Below are 25,572 nucleotides of genomic sequence, written 5' to 3'. Positions count from 1 at the left end.
TTTTATTGCCGTTCGCAATGTAAATAATTCAGCTATACATCATATAAGCTTGTAGCCAGAAACATAAATTCCTTTCAGACATATCCATATCCAAACACAGCATAAATTTTCATAACGAAAGTTAGGTAGCCTATGCGTATCAAATTTAATGCCCAGTCGCTAGTACGCTACTTATTATCTAGCGACGGCTTTCTTCTCAGTTTTGTACATTTAATCGCTTTTGCATTTTTGCTCATCTCTTCCAACCATTCTTTTTATAAGAGGTTTTAATAACTATATGTCTCAAACTCAAAGCCAAACCCAATCACAATTCAAATCAAAGCTGGTTCCACCACATGGTAGTGCAGAGCTTAAGCCACTATTATTAAACGGTGCAGCACGTGATCAAGCATTAGAGCTTGCCAGCACATTGCCGACCATCACTCTAAGCTCACGTGAGCGTGGTGATTTAATCATGTTCGGTATTGGTGGTTTTACTCCGTTAAATGGTTTTATGAATCAAGCGGACTGGCAGGGCGTGGTAGACAACATGCGTCTGCAAAGCGGTGAAAACGCTGGCTTGTTTTGGCCAATTCCTATCACTTTGTCTGCGCCAAAAGAAACTGCGGATAATTTGAGTCAAGGCGACAAAGTAGCCTTGGTCGCTCAAGATGGCGAAGTCATGGGTATCTTGACGGTAGAAGAGACTTATACCATCGATAAAGAACATGAGTGTCAGCAAGTATTCACGACCACGGATTCAGAGCATCCGGGCGTACAGCAAGTATTGAGCCAAGAAGCCATCAATATTGCCGGTAGCGTTGAAGTATTAAGCGAAGGTGAGTTCCCAGCACTATATCCAGAAATCTACAAAACGCCAGCAGAAACACGCGCAATTTTAGATGCTAAAGGCTGGAAAACAGTGGCTGCATTCCAAACGCGTAATCCAATGCACCGCTCACATGAGTATTTGGCCAAGATTGCGATTGAGATCTGTGATGGTGTGTTGATTCATTCATTATTAGGGGCATTGAAACCTGGCGACATCCCAGCAGAAGTTCGTCAAGAAGCCATCAAAACCTTGATCGACAACTACTTTAGACAAGATACCGTTATCCAAGCAGGCTATCCGTTGGATATGCGCTATGCTGGCCCACGTGAGGCATTATTACATGCGCTATTCCGTCAAAACTATGGCTGTAGCCATCTGATTGTTGGTCGTGACCATGCGGGTGTCGGCGATTACTACGGTGCGTTTGATGCGCAAACGATTTTTGAGCACGTTGGTAAAGATGACCTTATCACTCAGCCGCTCAAAATTGGCTGGACGTTCTGGTGTAATGCTTGTAATGCGATGGCCTCTGACAAGACTTGCCCGCATGACGCCTCTGAACACGTTAAAGTGTCAGGTACTAAGCTGCGTAAAGCACTATCAGAAGATGAAGATGTACCAGATAACTTTAGCCGTCCAGAAGTACTACAAATTTTGCGTGACTACTATGCCGGCATTGCAAAAGAAGAGCGTGCTGAAGTTAAATTAACGGGTGCATCTGCGGTATAAGGGCAGATCATCAGGATAAATAACTCGTACTAAGCCAGTTATAAAAAAGGTGTCAGACTTATAGTCTGGCACCTTTTTGTTTTTATCATCATGTTTAAAATGGAAAACAACTTAACGCATACTAGCGCTGTCTCTTAAATCTCCAAGCCTTCTGCCAGCTTCTTATATTCTCCAGCAAGAGAGCCACCACCTGAGCAAAAATAGTTCAGTGCATACTTATCTGGGCTGTCGATGATGAGGGAGTCGTCCTTAAATTGGAAAAAAGCCGTGCTGCCATTTACCTTTGACTGAAAAATCATACCATGAGCAGTATCTTGGCCCATCAATGTCGCCTTACTATCGAAGTGACAAGTAGGTTTTTTGATATCGCTGCGTGAACGAACTTTAATGTCAATCTGTCGATCACCATCTGCTCGTACCATCACGCCAACCCAATCATAGCCTTGTACTCGTTTATCGTAGTCGGCAGTAGCGTAATCCGCTGAAACCTTGTCTGCTGAGACATTGTCACCCAAATCATTATTTTGAATAGCTGGCAAAGTAGATGTTGTACTGGCAACTGATTTAACCGTGCTGTGGTTAGCGCTGTTCACAGTGGGCGACATACTATTACAGCCTGTTAAAGCAGCTAGGGTAGAGGTCAACATTATTAGCCCTACAATAGAACGAAATTGACGGTATAAAAGAGTCATATAAGGGCCTTTGGTCAAGTAGGAGGGTAAGGTTTGCATAGCATCAGGATAATGAAAGTATCATTAATACAGCAAACTTCATGACGTACAAATAATGGTACAGCCTACCCAAATCATAGTCTACTTAATAAACCTGCCAGCAGTTATGTACCTCCTTTTATGCTTGATGCTGCAAAACGATTGCTCCTATCACTTATGCCAACTTCACTAGTCGATAAGCTAATTCGTCACTAAGCGTTTGCTATTTATGCTGCTAGCATAGCTTGCATCATCCCGACAACCGAACTCAAAAAATTGTAGGCCCTGTGATGATGGTCAAGATTTTGACAAAACGCTTCTAATACTTTTATCGAGAGAATCATGCAAAAAAAATTCCAACAAATCAGCATTGCTAGCATTCAATCAACTAATAATAAGCCTGTAAAAGCGCGTGTACTTGCCACCAGCGGCATGCTCGCAGCAGCGATGATAATGACAGGCTGCAGTCCAACAGAAGCGACGCAAAATGACGCGACGAATAATGCAAGTGGCGAGACGCAAGATGTCAATTTACTCAACGTTTCCTATGATGTATCTCGCGACTTTTATAAAGACTACAACACTTTATTCAGTACCGACTATCAGAAGACTCACCCAAATAGCAAAGTAAATATCAATCAATCACATGGCGGCTCTAGTAAGCAGGCGCTCTCTGTCGCCAATGGTCTACAAGCCGATGTAGTGACCTTTAACCAAGAGAGCGATATGAATCTGTTGGTGGAGAAAGGTTTGGTCGCTGCTGACTGGCAGCAAGCACTACCAAATAATGCCGTGCCGTATACTAGCACCATGGTGCTACTGGTTCGCGCTGGTAATCCAAAAAATATCAAAGACTGGTCAGATTTGGCCCGTAATGATATCGATGTGGTCATCCCAAACCCGAAAACCAGTGGTACAGCGCGTTATGCCTTCTTGGGTGCTTATGGCTACGGCTTGCACCAATTCAAAGAAAGCAGTAATGAAAACCCTGTAAAAACCAATGATTTCATCAAAAAGCTGCTGGCAAACGTGGTTACTTATGACAATGGCGCACGCGCTGCGACGACCAGCTTTACTCAACGTGGTTTAGGTGATGTGTTGATCACGACCGAAAATGAAGCACATTTGACTGCCCAGCAATTTGCAAAGGGTAACGTTGATATTGTATACCCGAGCTATTCGATTACGATTGCCAACCCAGTAGCGGTCGTAACATCAGTGACTGAAAAATCTGGTAAGACGGAAGCGGCTAGTGCTTATCTGAAAGGTTTATGGGACAAACCTGCACAAGAGCTCATGGCAGAGATGTATATGCGTCCAAGCAACGAGCAAGTCTTAGCCGATCACAAGGATACGTTGCCTGATATAGAGACGTTTGATCCTGTGGCGGTCTTTGGCTCATGGAACCAAATTATGGATGGATTTTTTGTCGATGGCGGCCGTTTTGATCAGCTGGCGAGCACCAAGACGAGCAGCAAGTAGCCGCTGATGGTTTGATTCATATAACTGTCTATCTCGCTATTATCAGTAATAGTACATACAAGAAAGCGCATATTGGGCAGTTAGCATTTGTGCCAGTAGTGACACTGTTTATTGCCAAACCAACAGTTATACGTGACATCCAGTACGATAAATTATTGATATGTTTAGGTTTGTCCGCTTGTTATTCCCTTTTGGCAATAACATACGCATATTCATCATTAAACATAATAAGATGGCACTGTTAGCATACTTGCATTACACAACAGACATCTTTGAGGTATTTATGACAGACGTAGCTCGTTATCAACAGAAAAGTAAAACTCTTAGTGCCTTGAGTATTGCTGGCGTTGCTTTGACCCTTGGTCTAGCTGGCTGTAACAACAGTGAGACTACTGAGGCCGCAGCTGATGGTTCAGCGACGACAGAAGGGCAAAATATCGAGCTACTTAATGTCTCATACGATGTGGCACGTGACTTCTATAAAGACTACAACCCGTTGTTTGTTGAGCACTACAAAGCTGAAAACCCAGACAGCAATATCTTAATCAAACAGTCACATGGCGGCTCAAGTAAGCAAGCATTGTCTGTTGCCAACGGCCTACAAGCCGATGTTGCTACCATGAACCAAGGGTCTGATATTGAGCTGCTTGAGAAAAAAGGCTTGGTTGAGTCAGATTGGGAAAGCAAATTCCCAGACAATGCGGTTCCTTTTACCAGTACGATCGTATTCTTGGTGCGTAAAGACAATCCAAAAAATATCAAAGACTGGGAAGACTTGACCAAAGACGGTGTTGAGATTGTCATGGCCAATCCAAAAGTGACGGGTAACGGTCGTTATGCGTTCTTAGGTGCATACGGTTATGGTCTACATGCTTTTAATGAAGATGAAACAAAAGCTAAAGGCTACGTAAAAGACATGCTAAAAAATGTCAAAGTCTATGAAAACGGCGGACGTGCCGCGACAACGACTTTCGTACAGCGCGGTATTGGTGATGTGTTGGTTACTTTTGAAAACGAAGCCAACCTTGCAGCGACTGATTTTGGCGCAGGTCAAGTAGACATCGTTTATCCAAAATACTCAATTAAATCAGAAAGCCCTGTAGCAGTTGTGAAGACGGTAACAGATAAAAAAGGCACTACAGACGCTGCCAAAGCGTATCTTGATTACTTATGGAGTGAGCCGGCTCAGCAGCTAGCGGCCAATCTATATCTACGTCCTAGCGTTAAGAGCGTGCTTGACAAAAACGGTGACAAATTACCGCCAGTTGAGACTTTCCGCCCGAACGATGCCTTTGGTACGTGGGATGAGATCATGAGCACTTACTTCAGCGATGGCGGTGTATTTGACCAATTGGCAATTAACGCGCCTCAGTAATCACTTGCTGAGTAGTTAGAGCAGCTACTGCGCTAACTACTGCAACAGATTAACTCAGTTAATCGTACAGTCAGTCATGAAGCACCCCATAAAGGACATGGTCGTACGCACTATGTCCTTTATATCATAAGCCGACCAATAATAATTTTGATAACAATGGTAATAATGGTCTTACAGTGAGCACCCTCGCTAAGTACCATCAGTTAGGCAATAGGACATCACTATGAGTGCAACATCTTCTTCTGCCAGTAAGCCCAGCAATAAAAAAGGTTGGCTGACCCGTTTGCGTCAGCGCAATGTGCTACCCGGGTTCGGTCTGAGCATGGGTATTACTGTCTTTAGCTTGTCGTTATTGGTGGTACTACCGTTTGCTATGATGGCTTATACCACGACGCAGATGGGTTGGACGGGCTTTTGGGAAACCATTACCCAGCCACAAGTCACTGCCGCTATCAAGCTAAGCTTATGGATGTCATTTTTAGCGATGTTGACCAATATGGTATTTGGCACACTGGTCGCATGGGTGCTTGTCCGCTATGAGTTTTGGGGTAAGTCACTGATTAATGCCTTGGTTGATTTACCATTTGCACTACCAACGGCCGTTACAGGTATCTCGCTTGCCACTTTATATGCGCCTAATGGCTTGATTGGTCAATGGTTTGCCAAGTTCGATATTCAGGTTGCCTTTACGCCGATAGGTATTTGGCTAGCACTGGTTGTGGTGAGCTTTCCTTTTATTGTCCGCGCGGTGCAGCCCGTACTTGCTGAGCTATCGGTTGAGTTTGAAGAAGCGGCTGCGGTACTGGGTGCTAATCGTTTGACGACTTTTCGTAAAGTGATTTTGCCAGAGCTATTGCCTGCTTTGTTAATGGGTGCAGGTATGATGTTTGCCCGTGCCACTGGCGAGTATGGTTCAGTTATCTTTATCGCGGGCAATATTCCGATGCAGTCTGAGATTTTGCCGCTTATCATTATCAGTAAACTTGAGCAGTTTGATATTCAAGGTGCTTCTGCGGTTGCACTATTTATGCTACTCATATCATTTGTCATCTTGCTCACCATCAATATCATGCAGTGGAAACTGTCGCGCCGTGTAGGAGCTCGCTAATATGCAAATATCTAATAGCTACGACTACCAAAGCAACGCTGCGACCAAAGATACGCCATGGATACGTCGCACCTTTATTGGCATCGCTGTACTGTTTATGATCGTCATGTTGGTTGTGCCATTATTGGCGGTGTTTTATGAGGCGTTTAAAAATGGTTGGCAGTTATATATCGCCTCGCTGGTCGATCCTGAAGCTTTGCAAGCCATCAAGCTGACGCTTATCACGGCAGGAATTGTCTTACCGATTAATATGGTAATGGGCATTGCGATTGCATGGTTGGTCACGCGCTATCAGTTTAAAGGTAAGCAGCTGGTCACCACGTTGCTTGATTTACCATTTTCGGTATCACCAGTGGTTGCAGGTTTGATGTTTGTGCTGCTGTTTGGACTGAACTCTACTATTGGCGGTTGGCTTGAGAGTATGGGTTTTCAGGTCATATATGCGGTGCCTGGTATTATTCTGGCGACGCTATTTGTGACCTTTCCGTTTGTGGCACGTGAGCTGATACCATTGATGCAGACCCAAGGCGACTCTGAAGAGCAAGCAGCGTTGACCTTAGGCGCGACTGGCTGGCAGACCTTTTGGCATGTGACATTGCCTAATATTAAATGGGCGCTGCTGTATGGTTTGATTTTGACCAATGCACGTGCGATGGGCGAGTTTGGTGCGGTCAGTGTGGTATCTGGTCACATTCGCGGCGAGACTAACACCATGCCGCTATTGGTTGAGATTGCCTATAACGATTATAACTTTACCGCTGCGTTTGCCTTATCGAGCATATTGGCTGCACTTGCCTTAGTGACGCTACTGATTCAGCAAGTCATGACCAAGATACAAGAGCGTAAATTTGCCAAGTCTGAGCGGCTTGCCAGTGCACCTGAGCTGCCAGTAAGTGCTAACGCCACTGCCGCCACTGAATCGACGAGTGCGGACAGTACTGGCAAGGTATAACTGCCATTATCTGATAAATGATGTTAATACTATTGATGCAGTCGCTATTCAGCTACTTGCCACGATACGACAAAAGATATAATAAGAGATACGATTATGAGCATTGAGATTCGCAACGTTAATAAAAAATTCGGCAATTTTACGGCTTTGGACAATATCAATATCACTGTGCCGACTGGCAAGCTGACGACGTTACTAGGTCCATCAGGCTGCGGTAAGACTACCTTGCTACGTATTATCGCAGGTCTAGAATATGCTGACTCTGGACAGGTATTGTTCGATGAGCTGGATGTGACCAATACTCCAGTCCAAAAGCGCCATATTGGCTTTATGTTTCAGCATTATGCACTGTTTCGCCATAAAAATATCGCGGACAATGTGGCGTTTGGATTGACCTTGTTGCCAAAAAACGAACGCCCAAGCAAAGCTGATATCAATAAGCGTGTGGCAGAGCTCTTAGACCTTGTACAGCTACCACAAGTTGCCAATGCTTATCCACATCAGCTATCAGGTGGTCAGCGTCAGCGCATTGCCTTAGCACGTGCACTTGCTGTCAAACCGAAGCTGTTGCTGCTAGATGAGCCGTTTGGTGCACTAGATGCCAAAGTCCGTAAAGAGCTGCGCACATGGCTAAAAAACATCCACCACGAGCTTGGTATCACCAGTATCATGGTAACGCACGATCAAGAAGAGGCACGTGCGGTATCAGATGAGATCGTCGTGATGAATCAGGGCCGAGTAGAGCAGGTAGGCACTTCAGAAGAGCTAATACACCAGCCAGCCAATGCCTTTATTAGCGACTTCTTAGATCTTGTATAAGCATTTGATCTAGCGCAATTTAAGTCAAATTATCAATAGTTGAGCAAAAAAAAGACCTACGAAAGTAGGTCTTTTTTGGTCTGGAGCATTGCCGCAGATTTATGGTCTTTAACGCTTTTTATAAAGCACAGTCAAAGAACCAAAAATCTAAGCGGACACTAGTGTCTAAGCAAGATCTGATACATCTCTACTAGTGCCTCTAGGAGTGATTTGCTCGTAGGTGATGTCCAAGATATCTTGACACCAATCTGGTAAATCATCAGCGACCTCATACCACATCCAAGTACCATCACGTACACAGCTCAAAATACCCAATTTTTTCAAATGGTTTAGGTGGCGTGATATCGTTGGTTGTGGCTGGTCAAGCATATCTACCAAATCACCCACGCAACGTGCTTCTTTTTTAAAAAGAATTTGAAATATTTTTAGACGTGTCGGATCAGATAGGACTTTGAATAAATCGATAGGTCGTATCGTAAAATTATTATCAGACATAGGTGAATTCCAATGGGCTTCGTTAATAGGGGTTCAATATAACAGCAGTTATCTACAAAATCGATTAAAAAATAATCAAATTTACAGTTCATCGTCAATTCACTACCTTTGACAATATTCGGTTACACGCACACTTATATCCACTTACATAAATGAACTGCCTGTAATATAAGGATACTGTCTCGAAAAATAAATATATCGAATGTGATTGAAAATGATAATAATTATCGTTATTATACTGCAAGCGATAAACGTGATTTCAACGACTAAGTTTTCATTGCTAAAAAACAGTAAATTATCCGTTTATCAATGACACTTATCACAAAGGTTTTTATATAAGTGTCGTATGCTGTCATTATCGAATAGTGGTATTCCGAGGAGCCAATCCATGTACGTATGTATCTGCAACAACGTAAAAGAAAAGCAAATCAAAGCAGCTATTGCTGCAGGTGTTGATACGCTCGATGGTCTAAAAGATACGCTCGATGTAGCAACGTGCTGTGGCTGTTGTGAGCCGATGGTCAATGACTACCTAGATGAACACCATGCAAAACTCGATAATCTAGCATACGCTGTTTAAATATTATCAATCATATACCTTGTAATATAATACGATAAAATATATTCAATATTCTGCATCTAAATTTATTATACATAAAGGGTCGGGTGCAAGCGTCCATATAATCTCACTCAAACGCCAACATGTTACATAACACATATCAATACTAGTTGTAGCTAATTATGATTCTCAATTAGCATCTTATTCTTAGTTCATAACGTTACACCCTATACTGCGCCTGTATGCTACTATATTTACCTAAGATTAGAAGCCATTTTATTGATTTTGATTTTACTGATCAGTTTGCCAATTATGCTATCCTTATATGATAAATTGTGGATGTATGGTGATCGGTAAAAATAAATAGGGGAGTACGCGTTATGATAGGTAGCCAGAAAGTCATTGATTATTTGAATTTCTTACTAGGTGGTGAGCTTGCCGCTCGTGACCAATATTTTATTCATTCAGAGATGTACGCTGAGTGGCACTATGGCAAGTTATACGACCGTATCCATCATGAAATGGAAGACGAAACGCTACACGCACAGAATATCATTCGCCGTATCTTGATGTTGAGTGGCACGCCAAAGATGTCGGTCGACGCTATCCATATCGGTGCGACTGTCCCTGAGATGTTGCAGTTTGACCTAGATTTAGAGTACCAAGTACAAAAGCATCTAAAAGAAGGTATCGCACTTTGCGAAGCAGAGCATGACTATGTCACGCGTGAGATGCTGGTTGAGCAGTTGAAAGATACCGAAGAAGATCATGCGCATTGGCTTGAGCAGCAGCTCCGTCTCATCGACATGATTGGTCTACCGAATTACCTACAAAGCCAAATGGCTGAAGTTACTCCTAATATTGTCTGATATCATCCTACGTATGAATAGCATTCACAGTATTTAGCATAAATAATAGAGATTAAGGGAGAAAGGTAATGACAGGGGATAAAGAAGTTATTCGCGCGTTAAATAAAGTACTTGGGCAGTCATTGATTGCCATCAACCAGTATTTTTTGCATGCACGTATTGCACGTCATTGGGGTCTAGAGGCGCTTAATGACTCATTATATAAGCAATCTATCGCTGAGATGAAATGGTCAGACGACCTAATCGCTCGTATTTTATTGCTAGGCGGCTTGCCAAACTTGCAGGAACTGGGCAAGGTGTTGGTCGGTGAAGACGTACCAGAAATCATTGAGTGCAATCTACGTCTTGAGAGACAAAAGTTCGATATTATTACCGATGCGGTCACCTTGTGTGAGACAAAGTCTGACTATGTCTCTCGCCAGCTATTAGTCACGCTAAAAGATGGCAATGAAGAGTATGAAGATTGGTTAGAGACACAGCAGGACTTGATAGAAAGTATTGGTGTAGAGCGCTACATCCAATCGCAAATGAATGATGATGACGCATAATAGGATTAACTATTGAGGTAAGTCGTAATAAAAAAGCCAGTATAAGATTGATAACACAATCGTATACTGGCTTTTTTCTGTCTATAGATAAGCTATTTCCGAAATTTCGGCTATACAGAATAGAGATGTATCGTACGTAAAATCTCACTCAATAGAAAACTTATCTCGATTGAATATATGCCCTAGTACAAACCGCGGCCATCTTCAGGTTTCAGACGTAAGAAATACAGCCCCGAGAGAATGGTCAAAATACCCAATATCCAATAAGTGGTTTGGAATGCTACTAGTGTATCCATCTGTAGACGCTCACGTAGTAGATTCAACACAGCAGCACCGAACGCAATACCAAAGCTAATCGCCAACTGCTGATTGACCGCCATTAAGCTGTTACCACTACTGGTCTGTGTCCCCTGTAAATCGCCAATCGTAATCGTATTCATCGCGCTGAACTGCATAGAGTTGCAGGCACCCATGATGGTCAAGATAGGTATAAACCATAGCCACTGCGACGCATCATTAAACTGCGCTAGCACAATGATAAGCGAACCCATAAACAAGGTATTGTAGACAAGTACTTTACGGTAGCTAAACCGCTGAATAATCTTGCTAACCCAAGGTTTGATACCGATAGCACCCACTGCAATCGGGGCAAGTAGCCAACCTGCCTGCGAAGGTGAGTACTCAAATACCACCTGTAGTAGTAGAGGTAGCAAAAATGGTACTGCACTGATACCAAGCCGCGTAAACAAGTTGCCTGTAATACCAATTCGAAAAGTGCGAATATCAAACAAGCTCAGTGGAAACAGGGGAGCTGCTCGCCGTTTGGCATGCCAGACATACGCGCCGATCAATAGACTTGCGCCTAACCCAAGCAACAACCCATAAATCCCGCGACCAGTCTGTGAACCAAACTCGACAGCCAGTGTGAACCCGCAAGCAGCGGCGGCAAACAATACAAATCCTGTCCAGTCAAGACGCTTGGTATCTTCGAATAGCGCTGGCACCAGTTTTTTTCCCATGATAAAACCTGCCACGCCCATCGGTATATTGATCAAAAATATCCAATGCCAGCTAGCATACTGCACGATATAGCCGCCCAATACTGGACCGACTAGTGGTGCAACCAACGCTGGTATCACAGCGAAATTCATCACAGTGAGCAGCTTATTGCGCGGATAAGACTTAACCAATATCAAACGAGCGACAGGCGTCATCATGGCACCGCCGATACCCTGTACCACACGTGAAGCAACCAAAAAATCTAGCGTTTGCGACGTCGCGCACAGTAATGAGCCAATACAAAAAATGATGACCGCTGATAAAAATACGCGGCGTGTGCCATATTTATCCGCTAAAAAACCACTGATAGGGATAAAAATCGCCAAGGTCAATGCATAGCTGATGACAGCCCACTGCATCTTTAGTGGCGACTCACCCAACGCCTGTGCCATTTGCGGTAAGGACGTGTTTAAAATAGTAGCGTCTAAAATCTGCATAAATAGCGCTACCGCTAGCACATAGGGTAAGTATTTATCTTGAGTCGGGGTGAGCGTTACCATGTGAGTCCCATTGAACGTCTCGTTATGAAGTAAGAAAATAGCGGATTTGCGAACAGATCACTATGCAAGCTGAGTAGTATAAGAAAGCTTAACTCATAATAAAAGTGACTCAAAGTAACTGATATAAGATAACTTATATAAGAGCAACGATGCGAAGGATTGCTAAAAAGGAAAAGAGGCGAAACAAGACAAGAAATTCGATGCGTGCTAATAGCTCGTCTCTTTTTACTTTAGCAGTAGAAACACAACATTGATTACAAGAGAGGACTTTAATATCGTTACGAGTTCTCGTTATAGTAAACCTTCGCGGCAGTCATAAATACAAACCGAGGATAAATTATGAGTCAAGATAATAATAAATACGTACCACCAAAAGTTTGGACGCAAGATAAAGATAATGGCGGCAAATTTGCTAGTATTAATAGTCCAACGTCTGGAGCTCGCTATGATAAAGAGCTGCCTGTTGGTGATGCTCCGTTACAGCTGTATTCGTTAAATACACCAAATGGTGTCAAGGTCAACATACTACTAGAAGAGCTGGCCGAACTTGGTATTGACGGGGCAGCATATGATGCATACAAAATCGACATCTCTAAAGGTGAGCAGTTTGGCTCAGGGTTTGTAGAGATAAACCCCAATTCAAAGATTCCAGCCTTGGTCGATCATTCTACTGATACAGCGGGGGAGCCGATAGCACTCTTTGAGTCGGGCGCTATCTTAATGTATCTAGCAGAGAAGTTTGATAAGTTTCTGCCACTGGCTACTGGCAAAGCGCGAGCAGATTGTCTGTCTTGGATTATGTGGCAAATGGGTAGCGCGCCTTTCTTAGGTGGCGGCTTTGGGCACTTTTATGCGTATGCGCCTGAACCTCTAGAGTATCCAATCAACCGCTATACGATGGAAACCAAGCGCCAGCTCGATGTATTAGATACGCATCTAAAAGACCATGAGTACCTGTGCGGCAATGATGAGTCTGATTACAACATTGCGGATATGATTGTCTGGTCTTGGTATGGTCAGTTGGCACTAGGCAAGCTCTATGACGCGGCAGAGTTTTTGCAAGTAGAAGACTATAAACACTTGCAGCGTTGGGCTAAGAAAATCGCTGAACGTCCTGCGGTTAAACGTGCAGTAGCGTTAGAGCTAAAACCAATCGACTAAACTAAGTACTCAATACAGTTTAGATCTAACAGTACATTTTAAGCATAAATAAACCTTAAACACAGCAGCAAGGCTGATAAGCAAATAGCTTATCAGCCTTTTTACTTATATTCATAAAAATGAATATAATGTATGCTAGGTCTTCCCTTTGTCTTTACACAATGATACATTAGTACAACAGATAGAAACACTAGTGCGTTAAGATAGCCGAGCACCATTACAATAGACAGGTGTTTATACTTCTTCTACTGAAAGGTGATGATTATGAAAGACAATAATTATATAAACGATATGTCGCTATCAAGAGGCGCTGATTTAACTGGTGTTAGTAGGTCAGGCATTATCTATGACGATAATAAGTATGATGACAATAGCTATAAAAACAGTGCCCAGTCTAATAAAAATCCCAAAAACATCACTGTAGAGTATTATTCAGAAAACATACCTAAAAAAATAAAAGAACAATCCACCTATATGATAAAAAATAAAATATTACTGCCTGTACTTGCAGCGCTTAGTACCGCTTTATTTAGTACCACCAGTATGGCCAATACATCGACTGAGTTTACTAGTCAAGACTGGCAAGTCGCTTGTGATAATACGCGTACGTGCCGGCTGGCAGGGTATCAAGCAGAGAATAACAGTGAGTTTCCGGTTTCTATATTGCTCGTACGCCGTGCAGGTGCAAATGCTGGCGCGGATGGTAAAGTAAAGCTTGGCGGAGCAAAGGACAGCTCGTCTAAAGCCTTAATGCAGCTTGGTAATCGTCATCGCATCTCGTTGTTTATTAATGACAAGGATTATGGTGAGACGAAGCCATATTCAGCCGCTGCAGGTAACGCTGAGCTTACTCAAGCGCAGGTAACTGCATTGTTAGAAGCTTTGACCAAATCTAGCAAGATTACGTTGGCCTTGCGCAATTCACGTTGGCAGCTCTCTGACAAAGGTGCCAGTGCTGCTATGCTAAAAGCCGATGAGTTCCAAGGTCGCGTTGGTACATCCAGTGCTTTTATCAAAAATGACGATGCTGCTAAATCTAGTGGCGGTATATTACCTCCCAAAGCCGCGCCAGTACTGCAGTTCATCGTTCCAAGCGCCAAAGCGGACGATGGTAATGACAAAAAGTTTGTAATGAGGTCCTCTCAGTTGGCAGCGTTGGTAAAAGGCACAATGAAAGATGCGGACAGCGTTTGTCCCAATCTTTCAGACAAATCACCTTGGCGTATCAGTCGTCTAAATGGCTCGCAACTGTTGGCACAGCATGAATGCTGGACAGGCGCTTATAACGCTGGAGCAGGGGTTTGGGTGATTAATGACAGTAAACCTTATAAGCCAACGTTGGTAACGACCAATGCTACTGGCTACGATAAAGGCAAGCTTACCTCTGTACAAAAAGGGCGCGGCATCGGTGATTGCATAAGCAAAACCGATTGGTTATGGACAGGCCGTGCCTTTGAAAAAAGTCATGAAAGCACCACAGGACTTTGCCGCTTAATCGAGGCGGGCGGGGCATGGCAGCTACCTACCTATGTCACAGAAGTTAAAGTAGTACGATAGATAAATAGCCAGTAGCTCATTTACTTTGGTTATTAAATTTTGCTTTAGGTATTAAATAAATCACCTAAATTTGTTTATTATCAACACTGTTAGTGCTTATTTACTTAGTAATTGAAGAAATAGGTACATATATTTTTTTATTGTGCTATACTGCGTCGCCACGTTAGCTTAGGCTTTCGTGAATTATGAGATTGATAACATCGCCTGCGATTTTGGGTCTAGGATGACCATAAGTAATTGTTGCCGATGATTTTGTGTACTTAAATAACCTTTTAAAAATATCAGTTATTTTTGACTCATATCTTATCTACTGGCCTATAACTAGGGTCTAGATTGGTTGCTGTTTGCCTTTATCTGCTTTGGACAAAGCATTGATAATGAGCGTATATCAAGCAAGGATAAGACACTCGGCACTACCACCAAAATACGTCAGACAGCACGAACGCATTTATTATAAAGACGCTAAGCTCTATTGGCTTGGTTTCTAATTATCGACAATTTTGTATTGCTCGGTAATGCTAATAAGAGCAGCGTGGTGAACGGTTATCAGTGGTATGCATCAAGTTTGCTGAATTTACAGCAACTTATACTTACCAAGGATTCTTATGACTGACATCTTATCTGCAATCGCCGCTGAAAACGGCATCATCGAAAGCACTGACACTCCAAATACTGATAATAATACTCAAGCGGCTGCTACTGACGCCACTGAAGAAAACAAAATCACCTTTACTGATCTTGGCATTGCTAAGCCAATTCTTACTGCGCTTGATCGCAGTGGCTATACCAATCCAACCCCTATTCAAGAACAAGCCATTCCTTTTGCTCTAGCCGGTCGTGACCTTTTATTGTCAGCGCAAACGGGTAGTGGTAAAACAGCGGCTTTCGTTATCCCTGTACTTGACCGTTTGAGCCGTGCTACTAGCTTTGACAAACTAACCAAAGCACTTATCCTAACGCCAACGCGTGAACTTGCTCAGCAAGTACATGACAGCGTTCGCACTTATTCTAAAGATATGCGCGGTCTATTTTGTGTACCACTAGTTGGCGGCGCACCATACAACGGTCAGATCACTGCTTTGAAAAAGGGCGTTCAAGTAATCGTTGCAACTCCTGGTCGTCTACTTGACCATATCAATGCAGGTCGCGTTGATTTGTCAAACCTAGAAGTATTGGTACTTGACGAAGCTGACCGTATGCTAGACATGGGTTTTGCTGATGACATCAGTGACATCCTTCGTGCAGCGCCAATCGATCGTCAAACGATCATGTGTTCAGCAACTTGGGATGGCCCAGTAGGTAAAATCGCTGCCAGTTTCACTAAGAACCCTGAGCGCGTATCAATCAAAGTAGAATCTGCACACATCGAAGAAAAAGTGTACTACTGTGATGATTTTGATCACAAAAACCGTTTACTTGACAAAATCGTTTGCCAACAAGATATGGAACAGATCATTATCTTTGCTGCTACCAAACGTAGCACTGAAAAACTGGCTAAGCAGCTACAAGAAGCGGGCCATAAAGCAAGCTTCCTACATGGTGACTTGCCACAGAGCAAGCGTAACCGTATCGTTCAAGACTTGCGTAATGGTAAAGTAAAAATTCTAGTAGCGACTGACGTTGCTGCTCGTGGTCTAGACATCCCAGCTATCTCGCACGTTATCAACTATGACTTGCCGCGTCAGACTGAAGATTACGTCCATCGTATCGGTCGTTGTGGTCGTGCTGGTCGTACTGGTGTTGCTATCAGCCTATGTAGCATGGATGATCGTCCACAGCTTAACGCTATCAACCGTTATTTAGATCGCAAAATGGAAGTATGTGTTATCGAAGGTATGGAGCCTAAGAAAACTTACGTACCTAGCGAAAACAAAGGTAATGGTCGTGGCCGTGGTCGTGGTCGTTCTAACGGCGGTGGCGGTCAAGGCCGTGGTCGTTCAGGCGGTGGCTATGCTGGTAAATCTAGCGGTGGTGGTCAAGGCCGCGGTCGTTCAAGCGATAGCAACACTGGTCAACGCGCTAGCAACGACAGCGGTTATCAAGGTAAGCCACGTGACACGTCAGGCAAACCAAATGAGCGTTCAGGTGGCAAGCCGTATCAAGGTAAGCGCACTGGTGGCCCAAGCCGCGGTGATAGCAATGGCGTTCCACGTGGTGAGCGTGCTGCAACTGGTCGCGGTCGTCCAAGCGGCAGCCAAGGTCGTCCAGCTGGTCGTTCTGACAGCCGTGGCCAAGGTCGTCCAAACGGCGGCAACCGTGGTAACAACTCGTAATACAGCTATATTTGACGATTAAAATTATTGATTCATTAATCGGCTACAGATAGCACTAAAAGAGCCAGATACTTGTTATCTGGCTCTTTTGTGTTTACCTGTTTTATATTGCGCTATGATTACTTTATTCCCTTACTTGCCTAGCCGTTACCTTGCCATTTATCCTGTTAAATACTACTCAGCAAATCCTAGCTAATAGTCGATGGCTGCTTGCAGGAGTTTTTTGCCTTGTCTATACTGATTTACTTTTGCCCGTTGTAACTCTTGGAGCGCCTTGATGCCTGCCATCTCAAACTTAGCAATTGATAATTTGCCATTAGCCTTTGGCATCATCATGGCCATTATTGGTCTGGTTTTTTATACCCAAGGCTTGCCGGGTAAGTTTTGGCGTCGATTTTATGCCGTACTGCCTGGTATTGTACTTTGCTGCTTTATACCAGCTACTTTAAACAGTTTGGGCGTGTTTGCCGATGGTATTGGTTCGCAGATTTATGGCTTTACTGCGACTTATTTGCTGCCAGCAAGTTTGCTATTGATGACCTTATCCATGGATGTGCCTAAAATATTGGGCTTAGGCTGGAAAGCGATTGCGATGTTTTTTGCTGCGAGTATCGCTATCGTCATCAGTGGCCCAATCAGCTTAGGGATTGCCAAATGGGTGTCGCCTGCGATGTTTACCGATGACACACTATGGCGTGGGTTTTCTGCTGTAGCAGGTAGTTGGATAGGCGGCGCGGCCAACCAAGCAGCGATGAAGGAACTGTTTGGGGTCAGTGATGATTTGTTTGGTATGATGATTTTGGTCGATACCACCAATGCCTCACTGTGGCTGCTAGCTATTTTGGTCATGGCAAAACATAGCGACAAGATAGACCGCTTTTTGCGAGCTGATACGAGTAGTATTGATAAAGTAGTCAAAGCAGTCGAGAGCTATGAGCGTGATCATGCCCGCCCAGCCACTATCAATGATTTGATGGTGATGTTTGGCTTATGCTTTGCGATGGTCGGAGTGGCGCACTTTGTCGGTGGCCAGATTGCAGATTTCTTTGCCCCTTATAGTTGGGCCGTTCAATATAGCTTTGCCAGCTCGTTCTTTTGGATGGTGGTGATTATCACTTTAATAGGCGTCATCTTTTCATTTACTAAGATTCGTCGGCTTGACCATGTGGGTGCATCAAAAATCGGCACCGTATTTATCTTTATATTGATTGCTGCTATTGGTATGCAAATCAATCTGGCTGGAATCGTCTCACAGTGGCGACTATTGCTTATCGGTTTACTATGGATGAGCATCCATGTCGTTATCATATTTGCCGTTGCTAGAATCATTCGAGCACCGTTCTTCTTTTTGGCAGTTGGCTCTAATGCCAATACGGGCGGTGCTTCTTCTGCACCGATTGTCGCCACAGCTTTTCATCCATCGCTAGCGCCTGTTGGCGTGTTCTTGGGTATTTTAGGTTACGCAGTAGGGACATTTGGTGGTTATATCAGCACCCAATTGATGCGCTTGGTTGTGTCTTAATGTCTAAATTTTCAGTTCTTGCTAAACAAAACCCGCCTTGATGCGGGTTTTTTATTATTAATGATTGGGTGACTTGAGTTATCGTTTTGTCTATCTATGCTATTGATATGTAAGCCTAGCCATGGCCACACATGAGTACGTGTTAACCTTTCTGCTAATTAAATAAAGACAACTAATCAAGTAAAGAAAACTAAGCACGTTAGGAATAAACAACGATTCGATAGGAACAATAACGCTATGGCAAATTCAGAAAAATTAGAAGAAAAAACAAGTAAAACAAGCACAGTGAGAAATACCCTTTATAACCCTGACCAAGATAATATTCAGGTCAGAGGTGCGCGCGTACACAATTTGAAGAACGTTGATGTTGACTTACCTCGTAATGCCTTGGTGGTCTTTACTGGTATCTCAGGCTCAGGGAAATCATCATTGGCATTCGGTACACTATTTGCCGAGTCACAACGCCGTTATCTTGATTCTGTATCGCCTTATGCCAGACGACTCATTGATCAGGTTGATGAGCCAGATGTTGATTCTATAGAAGGGTTACCACCAGCAGTCGCCTTGCAGCAGAAGCGAGGTACGCCTTCAGTGCGCTCGTCCGTGGGTAGCGTGACGACGATATCCAACGGTCTGCGTATGCTGTACTCACGCGCAGGGGAGTATCCTGCCGATCTAGAGATTCTATACGCCGATGCATTCTCTCCCAATACGCCAGATGGTGCTTGTCCGACTTGTTCAGGTATCGGCCGCGTATTTGAGGTCACTGAAGAGCTGCTGGTGCCAGACAATACCAAGACCATCCGTGAGCGTGCGATTGCAGCTTGGCCACCAGCATGGCAAGGTCAAAACCTCAGCCGTATATTGACTACGTTGGGCTATGATATTGATAAACCATGGCACACACTGCCGAAAAAGACGCGTGATTGGATTTTGTTTACAGATGATACGCCAACAGTACCTGTCTATCCTGAATACAACATTGAGCAAACGCGCGATGCGATCGAAAAAGGCGAAAAGCCAAACTATATGGGTACTTTTACCAGTGCCAAAAACTTCATTTTGCACTCTTTTGCTACCACTCAGAGCCCGCGTACTAAAAAACGCGTCTCGCAGTTTATGCAGATATCTGAGTGCCCTGAATGTCACGGCAAAAAACTAAAGAAAGAATCGCTATCGGTTAAGTTTGCAGGACTCGATATTGGAGAGCTATCACAGCTAACGCTAACTGAAATGGCACAAAAATTAGAAGTAACCGCACGTACCAAGGTAGCGGATAACACACCAAACCGTGAAAAAGCTATCGTTGCCCAGCGTATCGCCAGTGATATTCTCTCTCGTGTGGAAGCGCTAACAAGGTTAGGGTTAGGCTATCTCTCGCTTGAGCGTACCACACCGACACTCTCTCCTGGTGAACTACAACGATTACGATTAGCCACTCAAATTCGCTCGCAGCTATTTGGCGTAGTCTATGTCCTTGATGAGCCATCGGCTGGTCTGCATCCTGCTGATACTCAAGCATTGCTAGGGGCATTGGATGAGCTAATCGCAGCTGGGAATTCAGTGTTTGTTGTTGAGCATGACGTGAGTGTCATTAGACATGCTGATTGGATAGTCGATGTCGGGCCAAAGGCAGGCACGCATGGTGGCGAGATTATCTATAGTGGCCCTGTAGATGGACTTCGTAAAGTTACGCAGTCGCATACTGGTCAATATCTATTTGCTGATGCGACGTCTAACGCACAGTTAAAATCTAATACAAGGCAGCCGGCAGCCTGGCTCAAACTTGCCAACATTGAGCGAAATAACATCACGGGATTAGATGTTGAGTTTCCGCTTGGGGTGATGACCAGCGTCACAGGGGTCTCAGGCTCAGGCAAATCAAGTCTCGTCAGCCAAGCATTGGTAGAGCTTATCAATGAAGCGTTGGGGCAGAAGACAGTTACAGAAGCGCCTGTTGGTGAAGCGGATTTACTTGAGCAAGAGCTTGAGTCAGTAACTGGCGGTGAAATCGTCGCTGGCATGGAGCACGTCCGTCGCCTTATTAATATCAATCAAAAAGCAATTGGTCGTACACCGCGCTCTAACTTGGCAACCTATACGGGTTTGTTTGACGATGTGCGTAAACTGTTTGCGGCGACTAAGCAGGCAAAATCTCATGGCTATGATGCTGGCAGGTTCTCTTTTAACACGACCAAAGGCCGCTGCCCAAATTGCGAAGGTTTAGGGTTTGTTAGTGTTGAGCTGTTATTTCTACCAAGCGTCTATGCACCTTGTCAGGTTTGTCATGGTCAACGCTATGATGATGAAACGCTGGCAATCACTTATCGAGATAAAAATATCGCTGAAGTATTAAGCTTAACAGTTGAAGAGGCTCACGAATTTTTTGTTGATGAAGCGCCTATTTTGCGTGCATTAGAGGCATTGCTACAAGTTGGACTTGGTTACTTACGTCTGGGTCAGCCTGCCACTGAATTATCAGGTGGCGAAGCGCAACGTATTAAGCTTGCCACCGAGCTGCAACGTACGCAGCGAGGCGACACACTATACATATTGGATGAGCCAACCACCGGTCTACACCCTGCTGACGTGTCTATGCTTATGACGCAGTTAAATGGTCTAGTCGATGCGGGCAATACCGTCATCATGGTTGAACATGACATGCAAGTGGCGAGCAACAGCGACTGGATTATTGATATCGGGCCAGAGGCTGGAGATGCGGGCGGAATAATTGTTGCTCAAGGTACGCCATATGATGTTTCTCAGTCAAAAGACAGTCGTACTGCACCTTTCTTATCGGTATGATTTTATTGAAGTGACGACAAGTCTTCAAATTGGGTTCGAAGGTGGAAGGACTATCCCCAATAACCATCAGGACATTTAGGCAATTCAACTAACGTGCGACGTAACGCATCTGACCATTGATGACGGATGGTATTAAAGTACTCATCACGCTCATCAATACGTCGGCCGTTGGGCAGAGCTAGGCTGTCATTGTCATAAAGTACAAAATCTATCGGCATACCGACTGATAGGTTTGAGTGAATCGTGGAATCAAATGATAGCATCAGCGCACGTGCCGCGTGTCTTACATCCGTGTTATAGCTGACAGAACGATCCAAAATAGGCTTACCATATTTGCTTTCGCCTAACTGAAAAAAGGGCGTATCTTCAGTGGCTTTGATGCAATTGCCTTCAGGATAAATCAGGTATAGCTCAGGTGGCTGTCCTTTGATTTGACCACCAAGCATAAACGAGCTGGTAAAGGCACCATCGCGACTAGAATTAGCGACTGCTTTTGCATGATTCATAACATCACGCATACATTCGCCAACCATTTGCGCGGCATCAAACAACGTTGCTACTGTATTGAGGTTACTCTCAGCACGCTGGTCAATGTCGCTTTGTAGTTTATTGAACACTGCCTGCGATGTCGCTAAGCTGCCAGCTGTCTGTAGCACCATAAAGCGCTCGCCTTCAACGCTGTATTGATACAGCTTTCTGAATGTCGATATGTGATCAACACCGGCATTCGTGCGCGTGTCACTGGCAAAGACCATACCGTCTTTTAGACGAATGGCAGCACAATAAGTCATAAGATACCCTTGATGAATAAACGTAATAAAAAATAGCAAACGCTATGATAGCTTTTTGACTAATACCAAACTGTAAAGATTTTCGTAACCGCCGCCCATACGCACGCCGCGAACAGGCGCCGTATCTAGATAGTCTCGCCCAATAGCCACATACACATGTGAATTTGGGGTAAAGGCCTGATTTGAGATATCAAAAGTATACCAGTAACCATCCAGCCAAACCTCAGCCCATGCGTGACTGGCCATGTGATTTTCGGTATCGTCATACAGATAACCGGACACATAACGCGCTGGAATCTGTTGATCGCGCAAGATACCTAAAAATACATGCGTATGGTCTTGGCACACACCGGCACTTGTCGCAAACGCCTCAGCAGCGGTCGTGCCCACATGCGTGACGTCTTTAACAAAAGGCATCTTCATAATAAGGGCATTCGCCATCGCCTTTAAGCTGTCATGAGTAGGGGTTTTCAGGTATGGCGCTGCAAATTCTCGCATCTCTTGTGAGCATTTGGTCAAAGGGGTTTGTACGGTAAATAGCAGGTAGGGGACATGATCCATATCCTCTAAACGTTCGGTTTCGGTGTTGATCTCAACGATACCCGACGCCTGCATTTGTAAGTTGTTATGTGCCTCGTTACGACTGAGCGTGAGCCATGCATTACCAAAGCCGTCCTTTTGGTTGGTCGCCACTTTAGGGAGCATGACATCCCATTTATGAATGGTCTGATGCGGCATTTGCATGGGGGTCATGCGTATATACTGTACACTGCGCTGTGCCAGCTCATCGTAATAATAGTTGGTTTGGTGACTGATTTGAAGTTTCATGGCATTTTCCTTATAGCATCTTTCTATCTTCTGTTTATTCCATATGTCTCATAAGCCGTTGTTATTGGTTTTTGGCTAGACACCTTCTATACACCTTGACGCAATATGAGATTGAACTCTTTGCTAATCAGCGCAAAATCACTAAATTTCTTTGACCTAATCATCTGATTGGTCAAGCGGATAAGTTCACGCCAGCGCGTATTTTCCGGCAATTCATTAATCCAGTGTCTGAATTCAAAACTGATCTCTGTTGAATCCTCTCCCAACAAGACGGCACGCTCAAGCTGCTCAAAGTGACGCCCTAATTGCCAGAAGCAAGTCACTGTCGGATTTTCTTGTTTCATCGCAGCGTTACACGCGTGTAGCTGCAAGGTCGCCGCTCGATACGTGCCAGCACTTGATAAACGCTTAATCAAGTTATATAACTCAGCGGTATCCTTACCAATGACACCTTTGGCCTCTTGGACATTGTCCTCAATCGATTGCACGATGTTTGGTATGATGTTTTGTTCCAAATCAGCCATCATTTGTGCTTTCATGGTGGTCAGTGACACTTCACCATCAACGGCAAACCCTAAGTGACTAATTAGATGTCTGATCTGTGATTTTTTGAGATCGCCTTTGATGAGTTGTTTCATAACATCGTCGTAGTAATACAGACGCTCACTATATCGGCCTAGCCATATTAAGTGACTGGCGGTAGAGAGTAGCAGTATCATGGGCGCATCATCTAAACTCTCGTAACCTGTTTCTAAGGGTTGGACACGATCATAGTAGTTCGCATGTCCTGAAGCATTGACACCTATTGATGATAAAGGCGAACACTTGTCGGTTTGCTGGCTGTCTAAATCACTGTCATCAATAATCCAAGTATCTTTGATACCACCGCCTTGTGATGAATTGACGACCAAAGAGCCTTCAACCATGGCCACTCGTGTCAGACCACCGGGTACAATATCTACTGTGCCATCACCATGACTGAGGATAAAGGGACGCAAGTCAATATGACGCGGTGCGATACCATCGCTTACGGCAGTAGGATTGGTAGATAGAGATATAGTCGGCTGGGCAATAAAGCCGGCTGGGTTTTCAAGCAGACGTACACGATATTCTTCGATTTCTTTTTTGGTCGACGTTGGACCAATAAGCATCCCGTAGCCGCCTGAGCCCTGTGTTTCTTTTACCACTAGTTTGTCTAGATTATCGAGCACATATTTGAGATCGTCGGGCTTACGGCACTGGTATGTCTCAATATTAGGTAGGATAGGCTCTTCATTTAAATAGAATTTAATCATATCTGGTACAAAAGGATATAAACTCTTATCATCGGCCACGCCCGTACCTGGGGCGTTAACAATCACCACGTTACCAGCACGATAAGCACTCATTAGCCCTGATACACCCAATATGGAGTCAGATTTAAAGGCTAACGGATCAATATAGGGATCATCAATGCGGCGGTAGATCACATCGACTTGTACCTTGCCGCGAATGCCTTGCATATAGACTTTGCTGTCCTCAACGACCAAATCATAACCATGGACGAGTGGTACATTCATCTCATGTGCTAAGAAGGCATGCTCATAATAGGCACTATTAAAGCGACCTGGCGTTAAAATAACGACTTGTGGATCATATTTGGATGTTGAGCTGGCAAGACAGGCTTTGAGACGGTTGGGATAATCACTGATGCCCATGATAGGCGTTTCAGTAAATATATCAGCTAAGAGCGTCTCTGATATATTGCGGCTCTCAAGCATATATGAGACGCCTGACGGAGTACGCAGGTTATCCTCTAACACACAAAATTTACCTGTCTCGTCTCGAATCAAATCAATACCGCTGATGTGCGAATAGATAGGCTTGTCGAGCTCAATGCCCATCATCCATGGCTCATAGCAGCCACTGGCATAGACGTAGCTGGCAGGGACAATATCTGCCTTCATGATGGCTTGGTCATGGTAGATATCATGTAAGAATGCATTGAGAGCCGTGATACGCTGTTTACAGCCTGCTTCTATTTGTTTCCATTCGCTCGCGGCAATAATGCGTGGAATGATATCAAACGGAATCATACGCTCGATGTTTTTGGCGTCGCTATAGACGGTAAAGGTGACCCCTTTACGATAAAAGATATTTTCTGCTTGTTCGTTTAGATAGTTAAGGGCATCCATGTTGATGTTATCAAGCCAATGGCCAACAGCTTGTGCCACTGGGCGATACTTACCCTTACTTATCTGCAATTCATCGAAACTTTGTGGTTTTTGCTCAGATTTTTCTAAAGTGTCTTTTGTTAAGGTATCTTTGGCCATCGTTGAATCAGGACTTGTGGTATCGGTTCTGGTTGCTTTAATGGACTGACTCTGACTCTGACTCTGACTCTGATTTGCAGATTTTTCTTTGTCTGGGTTTCCATCCTTAGACTGACTTTGAGATGCTGTTTTATTCATAAATACCTCACGTATCCTTGGTAAAGTTATACTTTATGATGAATACACTGTCTATGCTAAGTAGAGTAGCACTTGTACTGCGCCCAACAGGTAGTCTATCTCCTGTATGGACTATACAACGGTTAATGAGCAATATACAACAAGAGTTAAATAATAGATTTTTAAAAAC

At 44.0% G+C, this 25,572-nt stretch carries 19 protein-coding genes and 1 pseudogene; 14 read left to right on the top strand and 6 right to left on the bottom strand.

Annotated features, from left to right (window positions below; genetic code table 11):
• Window positions 1-277 precede the first annotated feature (277 nt).
• Window positions 278-1,540 carry a sulfate adenylyltransferase gene (sat, locus tag CXF69_RS09180; protein WP_101205906.1) on the top strand — a complete coding sequence of 421 codons (1,263 nt, stop codon included), beginning with the start codon at window positions 278-280 and terminating at the stop codon, window positions 1,538-1,540.
• 134 nt (window positions 1,541-1,674) lie between these two features.
• Here the strand turns inward: sat and CXF69_RS09175 are convergent, their stop codons facing one another.
• Window positions 1,675-2,187, bottom strand: coding sequence for a hypothetical protein (locus CXF69_RS09175; protein ID WP_228706768.1), 513 nt, complete (start codon window positions 2,185-2,187; stop codon window positions 1,675-1,677).
• Window positions 2,188-2,592: 405 nt separating this feature from the next.
• On the opposite strand from CXF69_RS09175, the gene CXF69_RS09170 reads away from it, so the two are divergent.
• The 5 genes from CXF69_RS09170 to CXF69_RS09150 all read left to right on the top strand — a co-directional run bounded on the left by CXF69_RS09170 (window position 2,593) and on the right by CXF69_RS09150 (window position 7,986).
• The gene (locus CXF69_RS09170; RefSeq protein WP_101205904.1) at window positions 2,593-3,732 is read left to right on the top strand and encodes a sulfate ABC transporter substrate-binding protein; all 1,140 of its coding nucleotides are present in this window, start codon (window positions 2,593-2,595) and stop codon (window positions 3,730-3,732) included.
• A gap of 283 nt (window positions 3,733-4,015) precedes the next feature.
• A complete protein-coding gene (locus tag CXF69_RS09165; RefSeq protein ID WP_101205903.1) occupies window positions 4,016-5,107 on the top strand; it encodes a sulfate ABC transporter substrate-binding protein in 1,092 nt (363 codons plus the stop codon).
• Between the two features lie 223 nt (window positions 5,108-5,330).
• Window positions 5,331-6,215 carry a sulfate ABC transporter permease subunit CysT gene (gene cysT, locus CXF69_RS09160; RefSeq protein WP_101205902.1) on the top strand — a complete coding sequence of 295 codons (885 nt, stop codon included), beginning with the start codon at window positions 5,331-5,333 and terminating at the stop codon, window positions 6,213-6,215.
• A 1-nt stretch (window position 6,216) separates the two neighbouring features.
• Complete coding sequence (cysW, locus tag CXF69_RS09155; protein ID WP_101205901.1) at window positions 6,217-7,167, top strand: sulfate ABC transporter permease subunit CysW; 951 nt, start codon at window positions 6,217-6,219, stop codon at window positions 7,165-7,167.
• 96 nt (window positions 7,168-7,263) lie between these two features.
• On the top strand, window positions 7,264-7,986 hold the full coding sequence (locus tag CXF69_RS09150) for a sulfate/molybdate ABC transporter ATP-binding protein (RefSeq protein WP_082624600.1): 723 nt from the start codon (window positions 7,264-7,266) through the stop codon (window positions 7,984-7,986).
• Window positions 7,987-8,151: 165 nt separating this feature from the next.
• Here CXF69_RS09150 and CXF69_RS09145 read toward each other — a convergent pair whose 3' ends face one another.
• Window positions 8,152-8,481: an ArsR/SmtB family transcription factor gene (locus CXF69_RS09145; RefSeq protein WP_057760261.1), complete on the bottom strand. Its 330-nt coding sequence runs from the start codon at window positions 8,479-8,481 to the stop codon at window positions 8,152-8,154.
• Window positions 8,482-8,869: 388 nt separating this feature from the next.
• Here CXF69_RS09145 and CXF69_RS09140 point away from each other — a divergent pair, with 388 nt between their 5' ends.
• From CXF69_RS09140 to bfr (CXF69_RS09130), 3 genes are all read left to right on the top strand, one after another.
• Window positions 8,870-9,061: a (2Fe-2S)-binding protein gene (locus CXF69_RS09140; RefSeq protein WP_101205900.1), complete on the top strand. Its 192-nt coding sequence runs from the start codon at window positions 8,870-8,872 to the stop codon at window positions 9,059-9,061.
• A 359-nt stretch (window positions 9,062-9,420) separates the two neighbouring features.
• Window positions 9,421-9,909: a bacterioferritin gene (bfr, locus tag CXF69_RS09135; protein WP_057760257.1), complete on the top strand. Its 489-nt coding sequence runs from the start codon at window positions 9,421-9,423 to the stop codon at window positions 9,907-9,909.
• A 68-nt stretch (window positions 9,910-9,977) separates the two neighbouring features.
• On the top strand, window positions 9,978-10,457 hold the full coding sequence (gene bfr / locus CXF69_RS09130; RefSeq protein ID WP_101205899.1) for a bacterioferritin: 480 nt from the start codon (window positions 9,978-9,980) through the stop codon (window positions 10,455-10,457).
• 182 nt (window positions 10,458-10,639) lie between these two features.
• Here the strand turns inward: bfr (CXF69_RS09130) and CXF69_RS09125 are convergent, their stop codons facing one another.
• A complete protein-coding gene (locus CXF69_RS09125) occupies window positions 10,640-12,016 on the bottom strand; it encodes a DHA2 family efflux MFS transporter permease subunit (protein ID WP_101205898.1) in 1,377 nt (458 codons plus the stop codon).
• Window positions 12,017-12,355: 339 nt separating this feature from the next.
• Here CXF69_RS09125 and yghU point away from each other — a divergent pair, with 339 nt between their 5' ends.
• From yghU to uvrA, 5 genes are all read left to right on the top strand, one after another.
• Window positions 12,356-13,177, top strand: a complete 822-nt coding sequence (gene yghU, locus CXF69_RS09120; RefSeq protein ID WP_101205897.1) for a glutathione-dependent disulfide-bond oxidoreductase — start codon at window positions 12,356-12,358, stop codon at window positions 13,175-13,177.
• Between the two features lie 264 nt (window positions 13,178-13,441).
• The gene (locus tag CXF69_RS09115) at window positions 13,442-14,734 is read left to right on the top strand and encodes a DUF1176 domain-containing protein (RefSeq protein WP_227522953.1); all 1,293 of its coding nucleotides are present in this window, start codon (window positions 13,442-13,444) and stop codon (window positions 14,732-14,734) included.
• Window positions 14,735-15,339: 605 nt separating this feature from the next.
• A complete protein-coding gene (locus CXF69_RS09110; protein ID WP_101205896.1) occupies window positions 15,340-17,007 on the top strand; it encodes a DEAD/DEAH box helicase CsdA in 1,668 nt (555 codons plus the stop codon).
• A 277-nt stretch (window positions 17,008-17,284) separates the two neighbouring features.
• Complete coding sequence (locus tag CXF69_RS09105) at window positions 17,285-18,529, top strand: DUF819 family protein (protein ID WP_101205895.1); 1,245 nt, start codon at window positions 17,285-17,287, stop codon at window positions 18,527-18,529.
• Between the two features lie 237 nt (window positions 18,530-18,766).
• Window positions 18,767-21,334 (top strand): excinuclease ABC subunit UvrA, encoded by a 2,568-nt coding sequence (gene uvrA / locus CXF69_RS09100; RefSeq protein WP_101205894.1) that lies wholly within the window; start codon window positions 18,767-18,769, stop codon window positions 21,332-21,334.
• Between the two features lie 50 nt (window positions 21,335-21,384).
• Here the strand turns inward: uvrA and CXF69_RS09095 are convergent, their stop codons facing one another.
• From CXF69_RS09095 to CXF69_RS14515, 3 genes and pseudogenes are all read right to left on the bottom strand, one after another.
• A complete protein-coding gene (locus CXF69_RS09095) occupies window positions 21,385-22,125 on the bottom strand; it encodes a proteasome-type protease (protein WP_101205893.1) in 741 nt (246 codons plus the stop codon).
• A gap of 42 nt (window positions 22,126-22,167) precedes the next feature.
• Entirely contained in the window at window positions 22,168-22,953 is a 786-nt protein-coding gene (locus tag CXF69_RS09090; protein WP_101205892.1) for a transglutaminase family protein, read from the bottom strand.
• An 854-nt stretch (window positions 22,954-23,807) separates the two neighbouring features.
• Window positions 23,808-25,265 (bottom strand): annotated as a pseudogene (locus CXF69_RS14515) (circularly permuted type 2 ATP-grasp protein); the annotation flags it as partial.
• Between the last annotated feature and the right edge of the window lie 307 nt (window positions 25,266-25,572).

Origin of the sequence: Psychrobacter sp. Choline-02u-9 (assembly GCF_002836505.1) — a bacterium.
In the GTDB taxonomy this organism is placed as follows: domain Bacteria; phylum Pseudomonadota; class Gammaproteobacteria; order Pseudomonadales; family Moraxellaceae; genus Psychrobacter.
The sequence above is the reverse complement of the archived record's forward strand: the minus strand, read 5'-3'. Positions and strand labels throughout refer to the sequence as shown.

Bases quoted from the DNA above. Each gene is read 5' to 3' on its own strand.
- cysT (WP_101205902.1), top strand. From the start codon at position 5,331: ATGAGTGCAACATCTTCTTCTGCCAGTAAGCCCAGCAATAAAAAAGGT.
- CXF69_RS09175 (WP_228706768.1), bottom strand. From the start codon at position 2,187: ATGTTGACCTCTACCCTAGCTGCTTTAACAGGCTGTAATAGTATGTCG.
- bfr (WP_057760257.1), top strand. From the start codon at position 9,421: ATGATAGGTAGCCAGAAAGTCATTGATTATTTGAATTTCTTACTAGGT.
- CXF69_RS09125 (WP_101205898.1), bottom strand. From the start codon at position 12,016: ATGGTAACGCTCACCCCGACTCAAGATAAATACTTACCCTATGTGCTA.
- CXF69_RS09150 (WP_082624600.1), top strand. From the start codon at position 7,264: ATGAGCATTGAGATTCGCAACGTTAATAAAAAATTCGGCAATTTTACG.
- CXF69_RS09170 (WP_101205904.1), top strand. From the start codon at position 2,593: ATGCAAAAAAAATTCCAACAAATCAGCATTGCTAGCATTCAATCAACT.
- CXF69_RS09115 (WP_227522953.1), top strand. From the start codon at position 13,442: ATGAAAGACAATAATTATATAAACGATATGTCGCTATCAAGAGGCGCT.
- CXF69_RS09095 (WP_101205893.1), bottom strand. From the start codon at position 22,125: ATGACTTATTGTGCTGCCATTCGTCTAAAAGACGGTATGGTCTTTGCC.
- yghU (WP_101205897.1), top strand. From the start codon at position 12,356: ATGAGTCAAGATAATAATAAATACGTACCACCAAAAGTTTGGACGCAA.
- CXF69_RS09110 (WP_101205896.1), top strand. From the start codon at position 15,340: ATGACTGACATCTTATCTGCAATCGCCGCTGAAAACGGCATCATCGAA.
- uvrA (WP_101205894.1), top strand. From the start codon at position 18,767: ATGGCAAATTCAGAAAAATTAGAAGAAAAAACAAGTAAAACAAGCACA.
- CXF69_RS09140 (WP_101205900.1), top strand. From the start codon at position 8,870: ATGTACGTATGTATCTGCAACAACGTAAAAGAAAAGCAAATCAAAGCA.
- sat (WP_101205906.1), top strand. From the start codon at position 278: ATGTCTCAAACTCAAAGCCAAACCCAATCACAATTCAAATCAAAGCTG.
- CXF69_RS09165 (WP_101205903.1), top strand. From the start codon at position 4,016: ATGACAGACGTAGCTCGTTATCAACAGAAAAGTAAAACTCTTAGTGCC.
- CXF69_RS09090 (WP_101205892.1), bottom strand. From the start codon at position 22,953: ATGAAACTTCAAATCAGTCACCAAACCAACTATTATTACGATGAGCTG.
- cysW (WP_101205901.1), top strand. From the start codon at position 6,217: ATGCAAATATCTAATAGCTACGACTACCAAAGCAACGCTGCGACCAAA.
- bfr (WP_101205899.1), top strand. From the start codon at position 9,978: ATGACAGGGGATAAAGAAGTTATTCGCGCGTTAAATAAAGTACTTGGG.
- CXF69_RS09145 (WP_057760261.1), bottom strand. From the start codon at position 8,481: ATGTCTGATAATAATTTTACGATACGACCTATCGATTTATTCAAAGTC.
- CXF69_RS09105 (WP_101205895.1), top strand. From the start codon at position 17,285: ATGCCTGCCATCTCAAACTTAGCAATTGATAATTTGCCATTAGCCTTT.